The 18,133-nt window shown below is 56.3% G+C and carries 18 protein-coding genes and 1 tRNA gene; 6 read left to right on the top strand and 13 right to left on the bottom strand.

What is annotated here, in order from left to right:
* Positions 1-2 precede the first annotated feature (2 nt).
* The 7 genes from hscB to trmJ form a co-directional block, all read right to left on the bottom strand.
* A complete protein-coding gene (hscB, locus tag AC06G5_RS04765; RefSeq protein WP_413420843.1) occupies positions 3-524 on the bottom strand; it encodes a co-chaperone HscB in 522 nt (173 codons plus the stop codon).
* Positions 525-532: 8 nt separating this feature from the next.
* Positions 533-856 (bottom strand): iron-sulfur cluster assembly protein IscA, encoded by a 324-nt coding sequence (iscA, locus tag AC06G5_RS04760; protein ID WP_003227904.1) that lies wholly within the window; start codon positions 854-856, stop codon positions 533-535.
* A gap of 34 nt (positions 857-890) precedes the next feature.
* Entirely contained in the window at positions 891-1,277 is a 387-nt protein-coding gene (iscU, locus tag AC06G5_RS04755) for a Fe-S cluster assembly scaffold IscU (protein WP_007982746.1), read from the bottom strand.
* Positions 1,278-1,378: 101 nt separating this feature from the next.
* Positions 1,379-2,593, bottom strand: a complete 1,215-nt coding sequence (locus tag AC06G5_RS04750; RefSeq protein ID WP_413420845.1) for an IscS subfamily cysteine desulfurase — start codon at positions 2,591-2,593, stop codon at positions 1,379-1,381.
* A gap of 50 nt (positions 2,594-2,643) precedes the next feature.
* A complete protein-coding gene (gene iscR / locus AC06G5_RS04745) occupies positions 2,644-3,135 on the bottom strand; it encodes a Fe-S cluster assembly transcriptional regulator IscR (RefSeq protein ID WP_007974010.1) in 492 nt (163 codons plus the stop codon).
* A gap of 272 nt (positions 3,136-3,407) precedes the next feature.
* Complete coding sequence (gene cysE / locus AC06G5_RS04740; RefSeq protein ID WP_413420847.1) at positions 3,408-4,184, bottom strand: serine O-acetyltransferase; 777 nt, start codon at positions 4,182-4,184, stop codon at positions 3,408-3,410.
* Between the two features lie 2 nt (positions 4,185-4,186).
* Positions 4,187-4,957 carry a tRNA (cytosine(32)/uridine(32)-2'-O)-methyltransferase TrmJ gene (gene trmJ, locus AC06G5_RS04735; protein WP_085715829.1) on the bottom strand — a complete coding sequence of 257 codons (771 nt, stop codon included), beginning with the start codon at positions 4,955-4,957 and terminating at the stop codon, positions 4,187-4,189.
* Positions 4,958-5,103: 146 nt separating this feature from the next.
* Between trmJ and suhB the strand changes: the two genes are divergently transcribed.
* A complete protein-coding gene (gene suhB, locus AC06G5_RS04730) occupies positions 5,104-5,922 on the top strand; it encodes a type III secretion system regulator SuhB (RefSeq protein WP_007982736.1) in 819 nt (272 codons plus the stop codon).
* Positions 5,923-6,184: 262 nt separating this feature from the next.
* On the opposite strand, the gene AC06G5_RS04725 is transcribed toward suhB, so the two are convergent.
* The 6 genes from AC06G5_RS04725 to queA all read right to left on the bottom strand — a co-directional run bounded on the left by AC06G5_RS04725 (position 6,185) and on the right by queA (position 12,269).
* On the bottom strand, positions 6,185-6,733 hold the full coding sequence (locus tag AC06G5_RS04725; RefSeq protein ID WP_085717085.1) for a glycine zipper 2TM domain-containing protein: 549 nt from the start codon (positions 6,731-6,733) through the stop codon (positions 6,185-6,187).
* A gap of 120 nt (positions 6,734-6,853) precedes the next feature.
* Positions 6,854-7,768 (bottom strand): protein translocase subunit SecF, encoded by a 915-nt coding sequence (gene secF / locus AC06G5_RS04720; protein ID WP_008020247.1) that lies wholly within the window; start codon positions 7,766-7,768, stop codon positions 6,854-6,856.
* A 9-nt stretch (positions 7,769-7,777) separates the two neighbouring features.
* Entirely contained in the window at positions 7,778-9,646 is a 1,869-nt protein-coding gene (secD, locus tag AC06G5_RS04715; protein WP_413420851.1) for a protein translocase subunit SecD, read from the bottom strand.
* A 64-nt stretch (positions 9,647-9,710) separates the two neighbouring features.
* Positions 9,711-10,046, bottom strand: coding sequence for a preprotein translocase subunit YajC (gene yajC, locus AC06G5_RS04710; protein ID WP_007956696.1), 336 nt, complete (start codon positions 10,044-10,046; stop codon positions 9,711-9,713).
* A gap of 43 nt (positions 10,047-10,089) precedes the next feature.
* A complete protein-coding gene (tgt, locus tag AC06G5_RS04705) occupies positions 10,090-11,205 on the bottom strand; it encodes a tRNA guanosine(34) transglycosylase Tgt (protein ID WP_162130437.1) in 1,116 nt (371 codons plus the stop codon).
* Between the two features lie 14 nt (positions 11,206-11,219).
* A complete protein-coding gene (queA, locus tag AC06G5_RS04700) occupies positions 11,220-12,269 on the bottom strand; it encodes a tRNA preQ1(34) S-adenosylmethionine ribosyltransferase-isomerase QueA (protein WP_008020244.1) in 1,050 nt (349 codons plus the stop codon).
* Between the two features lie 107 nt (positions 12,270-12,376).
* Here queA and AC06G5_RS04695 point away from each other — a divergent pair.
* The 5 genes from AC06G5_RS04695 (at position 12,377) to AC06G5_RS04675 (ending at position 17,660) form a co-directional block, all read left to right on the top strand.
* Positions 12,377-12,461, top strand: a tRNA-Leu gene (locus tag AC06G5_RS04695).
* A gap of 151 nt (positions 12,462-12,612) precedes the next feature.
* Positions 12,613-12,942 (top strand): hypothetical protein, encoded by a 330-nt coding sequence (locus tag AC06G5_RS04690; protein ID WP_480459037.1) that lies wholly within the window; start codon positions 12,613-12,615, stop codon positions 12,940-12,942.
* A 499-nt stretch (positions 12,943-13,441) separates the two neighbouring features.
* Positions 13,442-14,269: a hypothetical protein gene (locus AC06G5_RS04685; RefSeq protein WP_480459036.1), complete on the top strand. Its 828-nt coding sequence runs from the start codon at positions 13,442-13,444 to the stop codon at positions 14,267-14,269.
* A 2-nt stretch (positions 14,270-14,271) separates the two neighbouring features.
* Positions 14,272-15,387 (top strand): AAA family ATPase, encoded by a 1,116-nt coding sequence (locus AC06G5_RS04680; RefSeq protein ID WP_480459035.1) that lies wholly within the window; start codon positions 14,272-14,274, stop codon positions 15,385-15,387.
* Entirely contained in the window at positions 15,384-17,660 is a 2,277-nt protein-coding gene (locus tag AC06G5_RS04675; protein ID WP_480459034.1) for an alpha-ketoglutarate-dependent dioxygenase AlkB, read from the top strand. Before AC06G5_RS04680 ends, AC06G5_RS04675 begins: the two co-directional genes overlap by 4 nt.
* Positions 17,661-18,133: the final 473 nt, after the last annotated feature.

Here is an 18,133-nt window from a genome sequence, read left to right as displayed (position 1 = left end):
GGTTAATCGTCGAGGCGCTCTTCTAACTGGCGCACTTCGTAGGTGAGCTTGTCGAGGAACTGCATGCGCCGCATCAGGCGTTCAGCCTGTTCACGTTGCGCTGCATCATTCCAACAGGCTGCGAAACTGTCGTTCAGTTTTTCCTGAGCAACTTTCAGGCGGCGCTTGAACACTGCAACACCTGCCAGATCGGCACTGCCTTGCAGGTCTTCGAGCTCTTCGCGCAACTCCATCTGTTGCAGCAGGAACTCCGGATCATGCACCGTGACTTCCAGCGGCAGCTCGCCACCATTCAAGGCGAGCAGGTAGCGCGCGCGCTTGGGCGGACTCTTGAGCGTCTGGTAGGCCTCGTTGAGGCTCGCCGATTGCTCCAGGGCCAACCGTTGTTCGCGTTCGGAAGCGTCGGCAAAGCGGTCCGGATGAACGCCGCGCGCCAGCTCGCGATAGCGCGTAGCCAGCTGATCAAGGTCCAGGTTAAAACCCGGTTGCAGCTCGAATAAAGCGAAATGACAAGGAGTACCCACGACAAGCCTCAGATGTTGAAGCTTTCGCCGCAGCCACATTCACCGCGTACGTTGGGGTTGTTGAACTTGAAGCCTTCGTTCAACCCTTCCTTGACGAAATCGAGCTCGGTGCCGTCCAGGTAGGCCAGGCTTTTCGGGTCGATGATCACTTTTTCGCCGTGACTTTCGAACACCTGGTCCTCTGCAACCACCTCGTCGACAAACTCCAGCACGTAGGCAAGGCCGGAACAGCCCGTGGTGCGAACACCCAGACGAATCCCTTCACCTTTGCCGCGCCCGTCGAGGGAGCGCCGCACGTGTCGAGCAGCCGCTTCTGTCATGCTGATAGCCATCGGTGACTCCTTACTCGTCGCCAAAACTCGAAAATCAGATCAAGCCTTTCTTCTGCTTGTAATCGCGAACAGCCGCCTTGATGGCGTCTTCAGCAAGTACCGAGCAGTGGATTTTCACTGGCGGCAGGGCCAGTTCTTCAGCCAGCTGGGTGTTCTTGATGGTTTCTGCTTCGTCCAGGGTCTTGCCCTTCATCCACTCGGTAGCGAGGGAGCTGGAAGCGATAGCCGAACCGCAGCCGTAGGTCTTGAACTTGGCATCTTCGATGATGCCGGCGTCGTTGACCTTGATCTGCAGGCGCATCACGTCGCCGCACGCCGGAGCGCCGACCATGCCGGTGCCGACATCAGGATCTTCCGCGTCCATCTTGCCGACGTTGCGCGGGTTTTCGTAGTGGTCGATGACCTTTTCGCTGTAAGACATGATTCTCAATCCTCACTCATCAGGGCCGCTCTTGAGGCCCTGCAGTTACGCTGCGTCAGTCGCCGCGTCGCTACAGGACCTGTATCCGGCGGCTTCTATAGTTAGTGTGCCGCCCACTCGATCTTCGAGATATCGACGCCGTCTTTGTACATATCCCACAGCGGCGACAGAGCGCGCAGCTTGGTTACGGCCTCGCAGACTTTCTGCGCGGCGTAGTCGATTTCTTCTTCGGTGGTGAAACGACCGAAGGTGAAGCGGATCGAGCTGTGTGCCAGTTCGTCGTTGCGGCCCAGGGCGCGCAGTACGTACGAAGGCTCAAGCGATGCCGAGGTGCAGGCCGAACCGGACGATACCGCCAGATCCTTGAGCGCCATGATCAGCGACTCGCCCTCAACGTAGTTGAAGCTCAGGTTCAGGTTGTGCGGAACGCGGGCGGTCTGGCTGCCGTTGACGTACAACTCTTCCAGGTGCTCGACCTGCTTGAAGAAACGATCGCTCAGGGCCTTGATGCGCGCGTTCTCGGCAGCCATGTCTTCCTTGGCTACGCGGAAGGCTTCACCCATGCCGACGATCTGGTGGGTCGCCAGGGTGCCGGAACGCATGCCTCGCTCGTGACCGCCGCCATGCATGGTCGCTTCGATGCGAACACGTGGCTTGCGGCTCACGTACAGTGCGCCGATACCTTTAGGGCCGTAGGTCTTGTGAGCCGAGAACGACATCAGGTCGACTTTCAGCTTCGAAAGGTCGATGTCGACCTTGCCGGTGGACTGAGCGGCGTCAACGTGGAACAGGATGCCCCTGGCGCGGGTCAGCTCGCCGATGGCCGCGATGTCGTTGACGGTGCCGATTTCGTTGTTCACGTGCATGACCGAAACCAGGATGGTGTCGTCACGCAGTTCAGCTTCGACCATCTCCGGAGTGACCAGACCATCGGTGCGAGGCTCGATGTAAGTCACTTCGAAACCTTCACGCTCCAGTTGGCGCATGGTGTCGAGGACAGCCTTGTGCTCAATCTTGGTGGTGATCAGGTGTTTGCCTTTGGTGGCATAGAAATGCGCCGCACCCTTGATTGCCAGGTTGTCGGACTCGGTGGCACCGGAGGTCCAGACGATTTCGCGCGGGTCGGCGTTGACCAGGTCGGCGACCTGACGACGGGCGTTTTCGACGGACTCTTCGGCTTTCCAGCCGAACACGTGGGAACGGGACGCCGGGTTACCGAAGTTTCCGTCGACCAGCAGGCATTCACTCATTTTTTGCGCAACACGCGGATCAACCGGGGTGGTCGCAGAGTAATCAAGGTAAATCGGCAATTTCATGGACTATCTCCTAAATCAGGCTGGCTGGCGTGCCGCTAGCTCTTTGGCTGTCATTCGACGGCGGACGCTTCAATCTTGTCCAGGCGTGGCACCTTGCTGTTGCAACGGCGCTGGTCCTGACGCTGGGCTACTTCTTGCACCTCACGGCGAGTCACAAGGTCAGCCAAGCTGATACCGCTCAGAAATTCGTGAATCTGCAGGCTCAGATCGCACCACAAGTGGTGAGTCAGGCAGGTGTCGCCTTGATGGCAATCACCCTGGCCCTGGCATTTGGTGGCATCGACCGATTCGTTCACCGCATCGATCACCTGGGCGACCTGGATGCCCTGCATGTCGCGGGACAATTGGTAACCACCGCCCGGACCACGCACGCTAGACACCAGGTTGCTGCGGCGCAGCTTGGCGAAAAGCTGTTCGAGGTAGGACAGGGAGATGCCTTGGCGCTCGGAGATATCGGCCAGGGACACGGGCCCGTGCTGCGCGTGCAACGCCAGGTCAAGCATGGCGGTCACGGCGTATCGGCCTTTTGTAGTCAGTCGCATGGACAATTACCACGGAGTTCGGAATGAGGCGAGTATGCAATTCCCGAGTATTTAAGTCAACTATAAGACCTAGTACTTTAGTCAGGTTTACCCGCAAAAGAGCGGCCGCATCATAACAAAGGCTGGACGGTTACAGCCAGCAGTACTGTAGGAGCGAGCATGCTCGCGATGGTCATCAACGATAACGCTGGGCGCCTGACGCCCCGCGGTGTTCTCAGGTCCATCGCGAGCATGCTCGCTCCTACAGGGTGGGGAGCATGCTCGTAAAACGTCTAGCTGGCCTGGCTCTGATCCTTGTCCTTCACACAGGCAAAGTCTTCTTCGCGCAGCTCGGGCAGATCCTTGGCACAGTAATTACTGCCCAGATCCTTCAACGCCCCGCACATCCCTTCCAGGCGTCCATCGACCGCCTGCAGGTGATCAAGCAACTGGTTAATGGCACGAGCCACCGGATCCGGCATGTCTTCAGTCACACCGTAGGCATCGAAGCCGATCTTCTCGGCCATGGCCTTGCGCTTGGCGTCCTGCTCTTCGTCGGGTTTGACGATGATTCGCCCCGGAATACCCACCACAGTGGCACCCGGCGGTACTTCTTTGGTCACAACGGCATTGGAGCCCACCTTGGCGCCGGCTCCAACAGTGAACGGACCGAGCACCTTCGCGCCCGCCCCGACCACCACACCATCACCCAGAGTCGGGTGACGCTTGCCCTTGTTCCAGCTGGTGCCGCCCAGGGTCACACCCTGATAGATAGTGACGTCGTCGCCAATCTCGGCGGTTTCACCGATGACGATACCCATGCCATGGTCGATGAAGAAACGACGCCCCACCTTGGCTCCGGGATGAATCTCGATCCCGGTCAACCAGCGACCGAAGTTCGACACCAGCCGCGCCAGCCATTTCAGCTCCGCACGCCACAGGGCCGCCGACAAACGGTGAATCCAGATGGCGTGCATGCCCGGGTAGCAAGTCAGGACTTCAAAAGCGTTACGCGCCGCCGGGTCTCGATGGAATACGCTCTGGATATCTTCACGCAAACGCTCAAACATCATTAATCCTTCCGCTTTAGAAGCTCACCACGGGCCGCTTTCTGGGTTTCCGTGAGGATGCCACGCAAAATGTTCATTTCCGCCCGGCTGACCGAGCTGCGTCCGTACAACCGGCGCAGGCGCGCCATCAAGTGCCGTGGCTTTTCCGGATCGAGGAATTCGATGGCCACCAGGGTCTGCTCCAGGTGTTCATAGAATCGCTCCAGCTCATCCATGGTCGCCAGCTCGGCGCTTTTGACCGAGGCCACTTCTTCCTTCTCGACCTTGCTTGGCTGACCTTGCGCGGCCAGCCAGGACATGCGCACTTCATAGCTCAACACCTGCACCGCCGCCCCCAGGTTCAGCGAGCTGAACTCAGGGTCGGATGGGATGTGCACGTGATAGTGACATCGCTGCAGCTCTTCGTTGGTCAGGCCGGAATCTTCACGACCGAACACCAGGGCGATTTCCGCCCCCTGCCCTGCTTCCTCGACCACTTTCGCGCCGCATTCGCGGGGATCGAGCAGCGGCCAGGGAATCCGCCGGTCGCGGGCGCTGGTGCCGAGCACCAGGTTGCAGCCGACCAGGGCATCTTCCAAGGTGGCGACGACTTGCGCTTTTTCAAGGATGTCACCGGCACCGGAAGCTCGGGCATCGGCCTCGTGGTGCGGGAACAGACGAGGCTCGACCAGCACCAGCCGCGACAGGCCCATGTTCTTCATGGCGCGCGCAGTCCCGCCGATATTGCCCGGATGGCTGGTATTGACCAGGACGACACGAATGTTTTGCAGCAAGGGAGGCGCTCTCGAACATATATAGGGGGAGCAGAATCTTACAGCTCAAACTACCGTTAAGCCATGAAAGCGAACGTCGTCCTTCTCCTGTAGAAACTTTCTGATAGAATGCCCGGCTTTCTTTAACAACCTTAGGTGACACATCCATGCAGCCCATGCTGAATATCGCGCTGCGCGCCGCCCGCAGCGCCAGTGAATTGATCTTCCGCTCCATCGAGCGCCTGGATACCATCAAGGTCGACGAAAAAGACGCCAAGGATTACGTATCCGAGGTAGATCGCGCCGCTGAACAGAAAATCATCGACGCGCTGCGCAAGGCTTACCCGAACCACTCGATCATGGGTGAAGAAACCGGTATGCACGCCGGCACCGGCATCGAAGGCGAAGAGTACCTGTGGATCATCGATCCGCTGGACGGCACCACCAACTTCCTGCGCGGCATTCCTCACTTCGCTGTCAGCATCGCCTGCAAATACCGTGGCCGCCTGGAACACGCCGTTGTTCTGGACCCGGTTCGCCAGGAAGAATTCACCGCCAGCCGTGGTCGCGGCGCTCAACTGAACGGTCGTCGCCTGCGCGTCAGCGGTCGCACCAGCCTCGACGGCGCCCTGCTGGGTACCGGCTTCCCGTTCCGTGACGACCAGATGGACAACCTCGACAACTACCTGGGCATGTTCCGCGCCCTGGTTGGCCAGACTGCCGGCATCCGCCGCGCAGGCTCCGCGAGCCTGGACCTGGCCTACGTGGCCGCCGGCCGCTTCGACGCCTTCTGGGAGTCGGGCCTGTCCGAGTGGGACATGGCGGCAGGCGCCCTGCTGATCCAGGAAGCAGGCGGCCTGGTGAGCGACTTCACCGGCGGTCACGACTTCCTTGAAAAAGGCCACGTCGTTGCCGGCAACACCAAATGCTTCAAGGCAGTCCTGACGGCGATCCAGCCGCACCTGCCGGCCTCGCTGAAGCGCTAAGCGCCCAGCGACAGAAAAAGCACCCTTCGGGGTGCTTTTTTTATGCCTGGAATTTGCCCTCCAAAACACCACAATCCCACTGTAGGAGCGAGCTTGCTCGCGATGGTCGTCAACGATAACGCGGGAAGCCTGGCACCCCGCGGTGCTCTGAGGTTCATCGCGAGCAGGCTCGCTCCTACAGAGGGTTTGCAGCAACTCATAAGTCGCGCACACAAAAAAAGCACCCCGCAGGGTGCTTCTTTTTGAATCTGACTTCAGCGGATCAATGAGCCTGCTGATTCTCCGACAAGATCAACTTGCCCTCTTTATCCACAGGGATCTGGTTCCCCGGATCACGATCCATGCGCACATTGCCTTCCTTGCCGTCCAGCGAATAGCGCACGTCGTAACCGACAACCTTGTCGCTGATGTCATTCACCGTATTACAACGGGTCTGGGTCGTGGTGTAGGTGTCACGCTCCTGCATGCCTTCCTGCACCTTGTTGCCGGCGTAACCACCGCCAACAGCACCCGCGACCGTGGCGATCTTCTTGCCGGTACCGCCACCGATCTGGTTACCCAGTAATCCACCCGCCAATGCACCGACCACCGTACCGGCGATCTGATGTTGATCTTTCACCGGCGCCTGCCGGGTGACCGTTACATCCTTGCATACTTCACGTGGAGTCTTGATTTGCGTCTTGACCGGCTCAACGGCGAGTACTTGTGCGTACTCCGGGCCGCTTTTAACCAGGCTGTAGGTGGCCACAGCACCCCCGGCAGTCACACCGACAGCACCCAGTACAGCACCAACCAGCATCGACTTGTTCACATGAACCTCCTGACCATCACATACGGGATAAACCCGCGCTTCTCCCAGCCTTGGAGCATAAAAAAAGGCGCGAGTTCAACTCGCGCCTTTTTCGGACTACATCACTGAAAGAAGCTTCCTTCAAGGACGGTCGTCGACTTCCTTCTCGGTATTGGCAGGAGGAATCAGGTCCTCGGTGCTCAGGTTCAGCCAGATCAGCACCACGTTAGCGATGTAGATCGACGAGTAAGTACCCGCCATGACACCGACGAACAGGGCAATCGAGAAGCCGAACAGGTTGTCGCCACCAAAGAACAGCAGTGCCGCGATCGCCAGCAAGGTGGAGATCGAGGTCGCCATGGTCCGCAGCAGGGTTTGCGTGGTCGAGATGTTGATGTTCTCGATCAGGCTGGCCTTGCGCAGTACACGGAAGTTCTCGCGAACCCGGTCGAATACCACGATGGTGTCGTTGAGCGAGTAACCGATGATCGCCAGTACCGCCGCCAGCACCGTCAGGTCGAAGGTGATCTGGAAAAACGACAGGATACCGATGGTCACGATCACGTCGTGGATCAGGGATACGATCGCGCCAACCGCAAACTTCCACTGAAAGCGGAAAGCCAGGTAGATCAGGATGCCGCCCAGCGCCATCAGCATGCCGAGGCCGCCCTGGTCGCGCAGTTCTTCACCCACCTGCGGGCCGACGAACTCGACACGCTTGACCGTCGCCGGGTTCTCGCCGCCGACCTTTTGCAGGGCTTCGGCCACCTGGTGACCCAGTTGCGGGTCTTCGCCAGGCATGCGCACCAGCAGATCGGTGGTCGCACCGAAGTTCTGCACGATGGCTTCGTGATAACCCGCGGTCACCAGCTGCTCACGCACCTTGGTGACATCGGCCGGACGCTCGTAGGTCAGCTCGATGAGCGTACCGCCGGTGAAGTCCAGGCCCCAGTTCATGCCCTTGTGGAAGACACTGAATATTGCCAGTGCGGTAAGGAACAATGTGACGCCGAACGCAAAGTTGCGGACGCCCATGAAGTTGATTGTACGTAACATGGCAGCCCCTTAAATCCACAACTTCTTGAAGTCACGACCGCCGAAGATCAGGTTGACCATCGCGCGGGTCACCATGATGGCCGTGAACATCGAGGTAAAGATCCCGAGGGACATGGTCACTGCGAAGCCCTTGACCGGACCGGTGCCCATGGCAAACAGGATGCCGCCCACCAACAGAGTGGTCAGGTTGGCGTCGAGAATCGCAGTGAACGCCCGGCCGAAGCCTTCGTTGATTGCACGCTGCACGGTCATGCCGGCGGCGATCTCTTCACGGATCCGCGAGAAGATCAGCACGTTGGCGTCGACCGCCATACCCATGGTCAACACGATACCGGCGATACCCGGCAGGGTCAGCGTTGCACCCAGCAGCGACATCAGGGCCAGCAGCATCACCATGTTCACCGCCAGCGCGACGGTGGCGATGAGGCCGAAGAAGCGGTAGATGGCCATGATGAACAGCGAGACGAACAGCATGCCCCACAACGATGCATCGATACCTTTGGTGATGTTGTCCGCACCCAGGCTCGGGCCGATGGTGCGTTCTTCAGCGAAGTACATCGGAGCCGCCAGGCCACCGGCACGCAGCAGCAGCGCCAGCTCGGAGGACTCGCCCTGGCCGTTCAGGCCAGTGATGCGGAACTGAGCACCCAGCGGCGACTGGATGGTCGCCAGGCTGATGATCTTCTTCTCTTCCTTGAACGACTGCACCGCCACGTCTTTCTCGACGCCATCGACCACTTGCTTGGTGTAAGTGGTGACCGGACGCTGCTCGATGAAGATCACCGCCATGCTGCGACCGACGTTCGAACGGGTCGCACGGCTCATCAGCTCGCCGCCGTGACCGTCCAGACGGATGTTCACTTCCGGCGTGCCGTGCTCACCGAAACCAGCCTTGGCGTCAGTTACCTGGTCGCCAGTGATGATCAGGCCACGCTCGATCAGCGCAGGAGGACGCTTGCCTTCACGGAACTCGAATTCCTCGGAAGTGGCCTTCGAAGCGCCAGGCTCAGCAGCCAGACGGAACTCCAGGTTGGCCGTCTTGCCGAGGATACGCTTGGCTTCGGCGGTGTCTTGCACGCCCGGCAGCTCAACCACGATGCGGTTGGCGCCCTGACGCTGAACGATCGGTTCGGCAACACCCAGCTCGTTGACGCGGTTACGTACCGTGGTCAAGTTCTGCTTGATGGAGTATTCGCGGATTTCCGCCAGCTTGGCCGGGGTCATCGCCAGACGCAGCACCGCCTGACCATTCAGGTCGGCCGGAACAATGTCGAAATCGTTGAAGTTCTTGCGGATGATGCTACGAGCCTGTTCGCGGGTCGCTTCATCAGAGAAGCCCAGCTGAATGGCACCGTTGAGCTGCGGCAGGCTGCGATAGCGCAGTTTCTCTTTACGCAGCAGGCTCTTGACGTCGCCTTCGTAGACTTTCAGGCGTGCATCGAGGGCTTTGTCCATGTCCACTTCCAGCAGGAAGTGCACACCACCGGACAAGTCCAGACCCAGCTTCATCGGGTGCGCAGCGAGGTTGCGCAGCCATTGCGGGGTGGTTTGTGCCAGGTTCAGTGCGACGACGTAGTCATCACCCAGCGCCTTGCGTACAACGTCCTTGGCCGGCAGCTGATCTTCAGCCTTGGTCAGGCGAATCAGGCCGCCCTTGCCGTTGGCGGCCAGGGTGGCAGCCTTGACGTTGATTCCGGATTCCTTGAGCGCAGTGCTTACACGATCCAGATCAGCCTGATTGACCAGCAGCGCAGTGCTTGCACCACTGACCTGAATGGCCGGGTCATCAGGGTAAAGATTGGGAGCGGAATAAATCAGACCGACCGCCAGCACCGCCAGGATCAGAATGTATTTCCACAGAGGATATTTGTTCAGCATCACGCCGCCCGTTTATGACGCGGGGCGCCTTGCGCGCCCCGTCGATTGAATATGAAGTTGAAACTTAGATCGCTTTCAGCGTGCCTTTTGGCAGCGTGGCGGCGATGGCGCCTTTCTGGAATTTCATTTCGACGGTGTCGGAAACTTCCAGAACGACGAAATCGTCGGCCACTTTAGTGATCTTGCCGGCGATGCCGCCGGTGGTCACAACTTCGTCACCCTTTTGCAGGCTGCTCAGCAGGTTTTTCTGCTCTTTGGCGCGCTTGGCCTGTGGACGCCAGATCATCAGGTAGAAGATGACCAGGAAGCCGACCAGGAAAATCCACTCAAAGCCGCCGCCCATAGGGGCTGCCGCAGGTGCTGCAGCGTCTGCCATGGCATTAGAGATAAAAAAGCTCATTTAGCACTCCAGTTGCAAATGTTGAATCTTGGGGTCAGAAAACTCAGTCCAAAGGCGGCACGGGAAGCCCGCGTTTGGCGTAGAAGGCATCGACAAAGGCGGCCAATGTACCCTGTTGAATAGCCTCGCGCAAACCAGCCATAAGCACTTGATAATGGCGCAAGTTATGGATGGTATTGAGCATGCTTCCCAGCATTTCGCCGCACTTGTCCAGGTGATGCAGATAAGCGCGGGAGAAGTTCTGGCAGGTATAGCAATCGCAGGTCGGATCCAGCGGCGAATCATCATGGCGATGGAACGCGTTTCGGATCTTGATCACGCCTGTGTCAATGAACAGATGCCCGTTGCGGGCATTACGGGTTGGCATCACGCAATCGAACATGTCCACACCGCGGCGCACACCCTCAACCAGATCTTCCGGTTTGCCAACGCCCATAAGGTAACGAGGTTTGTCAGCCGGCATCTGGCCCGGCAGGTAATCCAGCACCTTGATCATTTCGTGCTTCGGCTCGCCCACCGACAGACCGCCGATGGCCAGGCCGTCAAAACCGATCTTGTCGAGGCCTTCCAGGGAGCGCATGCGCAGGTCCTGGTGCATGCCGCCCTGAACGATACCGAACAGCGCCGCCGTGTTGTCGGCATGGGCGTTTTTCGAGCGCTGGGCCCAACGCAGCGACAACTCCATCGATACGCGGGCGACGTCTTCATCGGCCGGGTACGGCGTGCATTCGTCGAAAATCATCACGATGTCCGAGCCCAGGTCACGCTGGACCTGCATCGACTCTTCCGGGCCCATGAACACCTTGGCGCCGTCGACCGGAGAGGCGAAGGTCACGCCCTCCTCCTTGATCTTGCGCATCGCGCCCAGGCTGAACACCTGGAAACCACCGGAGTCGGTCAGGATCGGGCCTTTCCACTTCATGAAATCGTGCAGGTCGCCGTGCTTCTTGATCACTTCCGTGCCCGGACGCAGCCACAGGTGGAAGGTGTTGCCCAAAATGATTTCAGCGCCAGTCGCCTCGATATCCCGCGGCAGCATGCCCTTGACCGTGCCGTAGGTGCCCACCGGCATGAAGGCCGGGGTCTCGACGGTACCGCGCGGGAAGGTCAGGCGACCACGACGAGCCTTGCCATCGGTGGCAAGCAGCTCAAACGACATACGACATTGGCGACTCATTCTTTGTCCTCAGGGCCACGTGGTGCGGGGTTACGGGTGATAAACATCGCATCACCGTAGCTGAAAAAGCGGTATTCGTTGTCGACGGCGGCTTTATAGGCGGCCATGGTTTCCGGATAACCGGCAAACGCCGAGACCAGCATCAACAACGTGGATTCAGGCAAATGGAAGTTGGTGACCAGGGCATCGACCACATGAAACGGCCGGCCCGGGTAGATGAATATGTCGGTATCGCCGCTGAACGGCTTGAGCACGCCATCGCGGGCAGCGCTTTCCAGGGAACGCACGCTGGTGGTCCCCACCGCCACCACCCGACCGCCGCGCGCGCGACAGGCGGCAACCGCATCCACCACGTCCTGGCCGACTTCCAGCCATTCGCTGTGCATGTGGTGATCTTCGATCTTCTCCACGCGCACCGGCTGGAACGTGCCGGCGCCAACGTGCAGGGTCACGAACGCCGTCTCGACGCCCTTGGCGGCAATCGCCTCCATCAGCACCTGATCGAAATGCAGCCCCGCCGTCGGCGCCGCCACCGCGCCCAAACGCTCGGCGTAGACGGTCTGGTAACGCTCGCGGTCCGCGCCCTCATCCGGGCGGTCTATATAAGGAGGCAACGGCATGTGCCCGACGCGGTCGAGCAGCGGCAACACCTCTTCGGCAAACCCAAGCTCGAACAACGCATCATGACGCGCCAGCATCTCGGCCTCGCCACCGCCGTCGATCAGGATCTTCGACCCCGGTTTCGGCGACTTGCTGGACCGCACATGGGCCAGCACGCGATGACTGTCCAGCACCCGCTCCACCAGGATTTCCAGCTTGCCGCCGGAAGCCTTCTGGCCAAACAGCCGCGCCGGAATCACCCGGGTATTGTTGAACACCATCAAATCGCCCGGGCGCAAATGCTCAAGCAAATCAGTGAATTGACGGTGTGCCAGGGCGCCGCTGACCCCATCCAGGGTCAACAGGCGACTACCGCGACGCTCGGCCAAAGGATGGCGGGCGATCAGCGAATCAGGGAGCTCGAAAGTAAAGTCAGCAACGCGCATGATGGGGTTCGTCTAGCAGGGCCGGGAAGTCTAGCGGAAATATCAAAAATTCTCCATGTACCTGATTGACCAGCGGTATTCACCTCTCTATACTTCGCCGCCATTGAGCCCTGATGGCGGAATTGGTAGACGCGGCGGATTCAAAATCCGTTTTCGAAAGGAGTGGGAGTTCGAGTCTCCCTCGGGGCACCAAAATTAAGAAAGGTCTTGCTTTGCAAGGCCTTTTTTTTCGCCTGCAGAAAAGCACCTGACACCCCAGCGACCTGTGTAGGAGCTGGCTTGCCAGCGAATTTTTAACCCTCATCCCCCTCGGTCAGTAAGACACTCATCAAGGATTCCCCCCATGGAATTGCAGCTGGAAACCGTTGCCCTCTTCTCCCTCAAACTGGCTTATGAGACGGAAGATCAGAGTCCGATCTTGCGGGATGATTTGGTGATGGGGGATTACCAGCGGGATGTGTTTGAGTTGCTGGTGCGGCGGGGGGATGTTGAGGGAATTCAGGTGAAGGTGGGTGAGTGTGTGGGGTTGGCGTTGGAGGCTGTTGGGGGTGTGGATAAGCCGTTGGGGCGGGAGTTGGGGAGGTTGGCGGGGGAGTTTGCCGGGATTCAGGCAATAGAGGAGCTTGATGTCCCGCTCGTTGCGCTTAAGGATTATTTGAAAGACATTCAATAAATGAACACGTGCGATTTTGCCCCAGGCTGCCGGATTCGTTGAGCCACCCAAATACTTAGCAATTGATGGCCTTGCATCCGATTTCAGGGGCTACATGTAGATCACTCAAAATCAGCTGCCAGAGCCAAATCACATCAACGCCAATAGCCTATGAGAATAGCGCTACGCACATACAGTGGTTATGTCACCGAGACTATCACTACTGAGCCTCTTTAGCAGTGCTACAAGCTGGTCATTGGCGTGAGCAATGTGATGTGATAGTGCGAATTAGTAACAATAAAGCCAAAGCGCTAATACGCTATGTGTTGGTTCCAGTCGGATAAAGGTTGCACCTTCAATTTGCCAACATAAAGGATGAGTGAAAGGTTTTTTTACTGGCCAATCATGATGGCTATGAGCTATCTTTGAGCTAGTAAAATTCCATATTGCAGCTACCGGCCCAAGACCGTCACCGCCTTATGAACAATAACAATGAAAGATTTTCTCTCGGGAGAACAAAATGCCTAATAGAAAGCCTTGGCTAGAAGAACTACGCAGACAGGCAATAGTACTCCCAATTCAAACTGACTGTCGAACCGAACCCAATCAACCGCTCGGACGGAATGTCCCTTGGCTTTTCAACCACGCCATTGGAGGGGGGCAGGCGAATTTTGATCAGCAAATTGAAGACCTTACTCCTCTCAATCGCGTCATGCTGTATGCATATCTTAATCAGAAAGCGCATGTTGATGAGTTAATCCATGCGTTCGACATGCTATTACCTGATTTAGAACGGTTCAAAAACGCGACTGTAATCGATATTGGTTGTGGTCCATTTACGGCGGGGCTTGCACTTGCGAATGTCGTCGGTGCTCGTGTTGCGTACCGATACTTTGGCATTGATCATTCTTCTACGATGTGCGCATTTGGCGAACAACTGGCACTCAAAGTTTGCGATGCGGGCGAGTTTCACGAACGTACCCAGTTCAGTTTTCACCAGAGCATCGACACGCTAAATTTTGGCCAAAAAAATGCCACCGAAATCACAATTTTCGTTCTTTCTTATCTTTTGGCAAGTGACACTATCAACGTCAAAGTGCTTGTCGATCAGATCGTTGCCGCACGAAAGAAAGTTGGCCTAGGCCCGGCCGTTTTACTGTACACAAATACTGGTCGCATCGGAGCGCGCAAACTATATCCAGAATTTATGGAATGTTTGGAGGCTGCCGGATTTAAGGAAGTTGTCGAAAGCACGGAGATTTTTACGGGTAGTGACAAACACCGCTCAATTCACTACGCGCTTTTTTTTAGCCCTGCAGTAGCAATGCTACCCCTTTCAGAGTTTTAACAATGCATCTGCCAAGTTTTAATGATCTCATTCCAGAACAGCACGACGTTTACGACTATCCACCGGACAAGTCCGTTTTGGTGGTCGGCCCGCCTGGCTCGGGCAAGACATCCATGGCTATTTGGCGGGCGCGCCTGCTGGTGAGCCCAGAGCTAGATCGTTCCGTCGTTTTGGTTACTCGAAATCGTCTTCTCGCCGCAGTTGCACTTCAACTGGCAAAGGAGCACGAGGGCGCCGACATTCGCTCGACAACTATGCACTCTTATGTTTCGAAAGATTATTACCAAAAATTCAGCGAATATGCACCTAAGCTGTATGACTACAGATTTGACTGGCCTAAAATTTTAGATAGATATGCACAATCAAACGCTGCGCCTGATTTGGATCATTTGATTATCGATGAAGGGCAGAACTTGCCAATTGACTTTATAATATGGGCCGTTCGCTTTAAAGCAAAAGCTGTCTCAGTTTTTGCCGATGAAAATCAATCTACTCATGAAGGTGGTTGTCACGTTAAAGATTTGCAGGCTGCAGGATTTAATAACGCCCTTGTTTTAACCGTCAATCACCGAAACACACAAGAAATTGCAGACGTTATTGCGCATTTCCATAAGGATCGGGCGCTGCCTGTGGCGACTCCTAGAAGGGGGGCTGGCTTTGATCGACCACAGTTGATGGCCGTGCCTACCTGGGAAGCGCTTGCCGATACGATTGTTGCCCGTCTACAAAATCGAGCTGAGTCTGTTGGCGTCATTGTTTACCTAGTGGCTGACGTCGAACGTATGGCGCAATTATTACGTGAGCGGATGCCGCATGCACGGATCGATTCGTATGTTAATACCGATGGCCAGGGGGCTGAGGCGGCGATTCAAATGCGTGATCCGGGGGTGACTATCATCTCGGGAGAATCAGCCATCGGCCTTGAATTTCATACGCTTTATCTACAGGATCTTAACCGTTCTCTTCCTGTTACAGAGGCTATTCAGGCTCGACGTCTCTACATGTTGTGCGCACGCGCGCGCGACAAATTGGTGCTGGTCAACGGCCCCGCCGGCGTAGGACAGCTATCTCCTTTGCAATTGACCTCGTTACCTCCTAACCATATTCTTGATCAATGAAAAATTACCCCGAAACACAACTGGATTTTCTTAATGATTCAGCCCTCAAGGCAAATTTGCCTGAGGTCCGATTGCCTCTCGTCATTGAGATGGATCATCGCTCTTGGATGCGATTTCTCAGTGAGGAGTGGCTGTTTCCTGAAGCGTTGCGCGGGGTCCTACTGGGGGTGGGTTCACCTTGTGAAACCTGTATCCCAGAAAAATTTACTGCGGTGTGTGTCTGGTTTGACCAGACGAAGCTCCCTAACTCGAACGTTATGGCATGGCGTGAGGGTGCTTGGGTAAGCGTTTCGTTGGCTAACCTGAAACCATCGGATCAAGCGATTCTATGGAACGGGCCGTTACCGCTTTTTGCGGTGGATCATTTCACCGTTCCCTCAGACAATAACCGGGCGCATCTTTTGGCGCAGGTGCGGAATTTTGCAGATATCGAAAGCCCTCAACAACCAGTTGAGGTATTCCTTGGAAGCAAAATTGAGGTGCCGGTCCCAACACGACAAAAGTTTCCTTTTGGCTTGAAGAACCCTCCTGCGAATTGGGATGCCCTGCGAGGCGCGGCGGCCATGGCCCTAGAATGCGTGCCCGCGATTGGCCCTTGGTTGCAAGTCTTGTGTGGTTGGTTCTCGAGGGAGCAATCTGTAGATTTCGCCCGCGTGGTGGATGCTCCATGGCTGGGGTTGGCCCTGTGGTCCCGAAAGGGGGAGGTTTCAGACAATCATGCGCCATTATGGCGTGCGATTATCGAAGTATTTTCTGACCCGAATAACCGAACAGACTGGCGCTCAGATTGGGTACTGAAGGCGGTTTGCAAGCGCGCTTGTGTCCTAGGGGGCGATGAGGAGCGGTTAGCTCACTTTGAAGGGACAACCGAGAAGCTTCTCAAAGATTTTGGCAGTATTCACGACCTTGGGATCAAAGATGATGTATTGGAATTAGCTCTCCAGCTTGTCCTGTTGAGGCATAAACCCGAGCGCTATGTGCTCTGGAAGAAAGACAGGCCATCCATTCCCCCCGGTGCTTGGTGGACAGGGGCGATTCTCACTGGTTACCTAGCAGGATTTCGAGCGTTACCTTTGGAATTGCGCGGCTCTATTGAGGCACGTAAATCCCTTTCGATATCTACTTGGCAGCTAATGGACGAAATTTCGTCCAGTGAGTGGAGTGCCATGTACCCAGGACCAATAAACTGGGTCATTGAGCATGACTCGGTACTATTACGCAAAGGACCTTTAATGCTCGCCGAGCATAAATTCAGTAATAGAGGCCGATGGTACGAGTTAGATTTGACCAAGAAAAACTGCAGAGCCAGCGCCGAAGCCGTTGCGATACAGCATTGTCCTTGGCTGATCAAACAATCCCTACTTTTGAATGAAGGGACTTATGATTTGCTCGGTACAGGTGAGGTTCGAGTCGACACCTCTACTGCGAAGCTACGAGTAGACGGAAGAGTTGAAATTCTTCTTGGGGCGATTGGTAAGGTGCAGCCAAGTCTTGATGTGCGCGGCTTTCGCCATTGGCTTGCGACCTCATCGCTAGAATTACAAATACCCAATCCTTCGACCGCATTAACCGAATTGCCAGCTAGACCCGACTCTCTTGAGCAAGTCTCGGTTCACGTGTCTAGCTCAAGAGTGCAAGTCCCGACTGCTGTGACGAGTTCTAGAACACGCGCTCCTGCTCGCTCCTTTACCAAACAGCTTGATAGAAAACCAACTGACGCCCCGCAAGGCTTGATTATTGTTCCGGAATTCATCACCCCTCGGGATGAAACGGCGTTGCTTGCGGCTATTGATTCGGCGCCTTGGGACTCATCTATGAGTCGCAAAGTGCAACATTATGGTTGGCGATATGACTATAAATCCAAGAAGATTGACCCCTCTGCTTATTTAGGGCCATTGCCGAAATGGGCGGAACTATTGGGGAAGAGGCTCTACAAAGAGAAATACCTAAAAGAGCTACCAGATCAGGTAATCGTGAACGAGTACCTCGAAAATCAAGGCATCTCGAAGCACATTGATTGTATTCCTTGTTTCCGAGGCGCAGTCGTTACAATCAGCCTTCTTGAAAGTTGGGAGATGGTATTTAGCCGCAAGTTACAATCGAATATCGAAGAGAAGTATAAGGTAGTTCTCGAGCGTAGAGGTGCCGCGATTTTGGCTGGAGAGGCTAGAAAGGATTGGTATCACGAAATTCCAAAGCGCTGGAAGGAAGCCGGCGTACCGAGGGCACGTCGCATATCTATCACATTTAGAAAGGTTGACGTCAAGTTTTAGTATATTAAGTGATTAAATATCCTTTGTACAAAAATGGCCATTACAGGGCACTTAATTTAGATGCACCTATCCCGCGTTGAATATTAAATGCCGGCGCACCAACCACAAGTTCGACTTGTACAACGCGCTACGTTTGCCGTGTTTCTCGTCGATGCTGCGTCGGGCAGCGTAGCGGCTGCCCATGCCCAAACGGGTGTAGCACTTTTTTCGTCTCGAGGGCTTGAGATCGAAGCCTTCGAAGGTTGCAGGAAAAGGTTCAGAACGATACCCTCCCACCGTCGCTGCCAATTCAGCGACCGGGCTTGGTAACCCGAGGTAAATCAATGCGCAACAGTGCCATGCGTTCGCAGGCGCTTTTTTTTCGCCTGCGATCTGCGTTATGGCGGCTGTGCGTGGGACGTCTTCGGACGTGCCGGTTTCCTTGATTTCCCGGTTTACCAACCTGCGCACAGCTGCCACCCATTCGCTTGGTA

The organism is Pseudomonas sp. WT-JTC (assembly GCF_056711565.1).
Note: the sequence above shows the minus strand (reverse complement) of the source record. Positions and strands in the feature narration are given on the sequence as shown.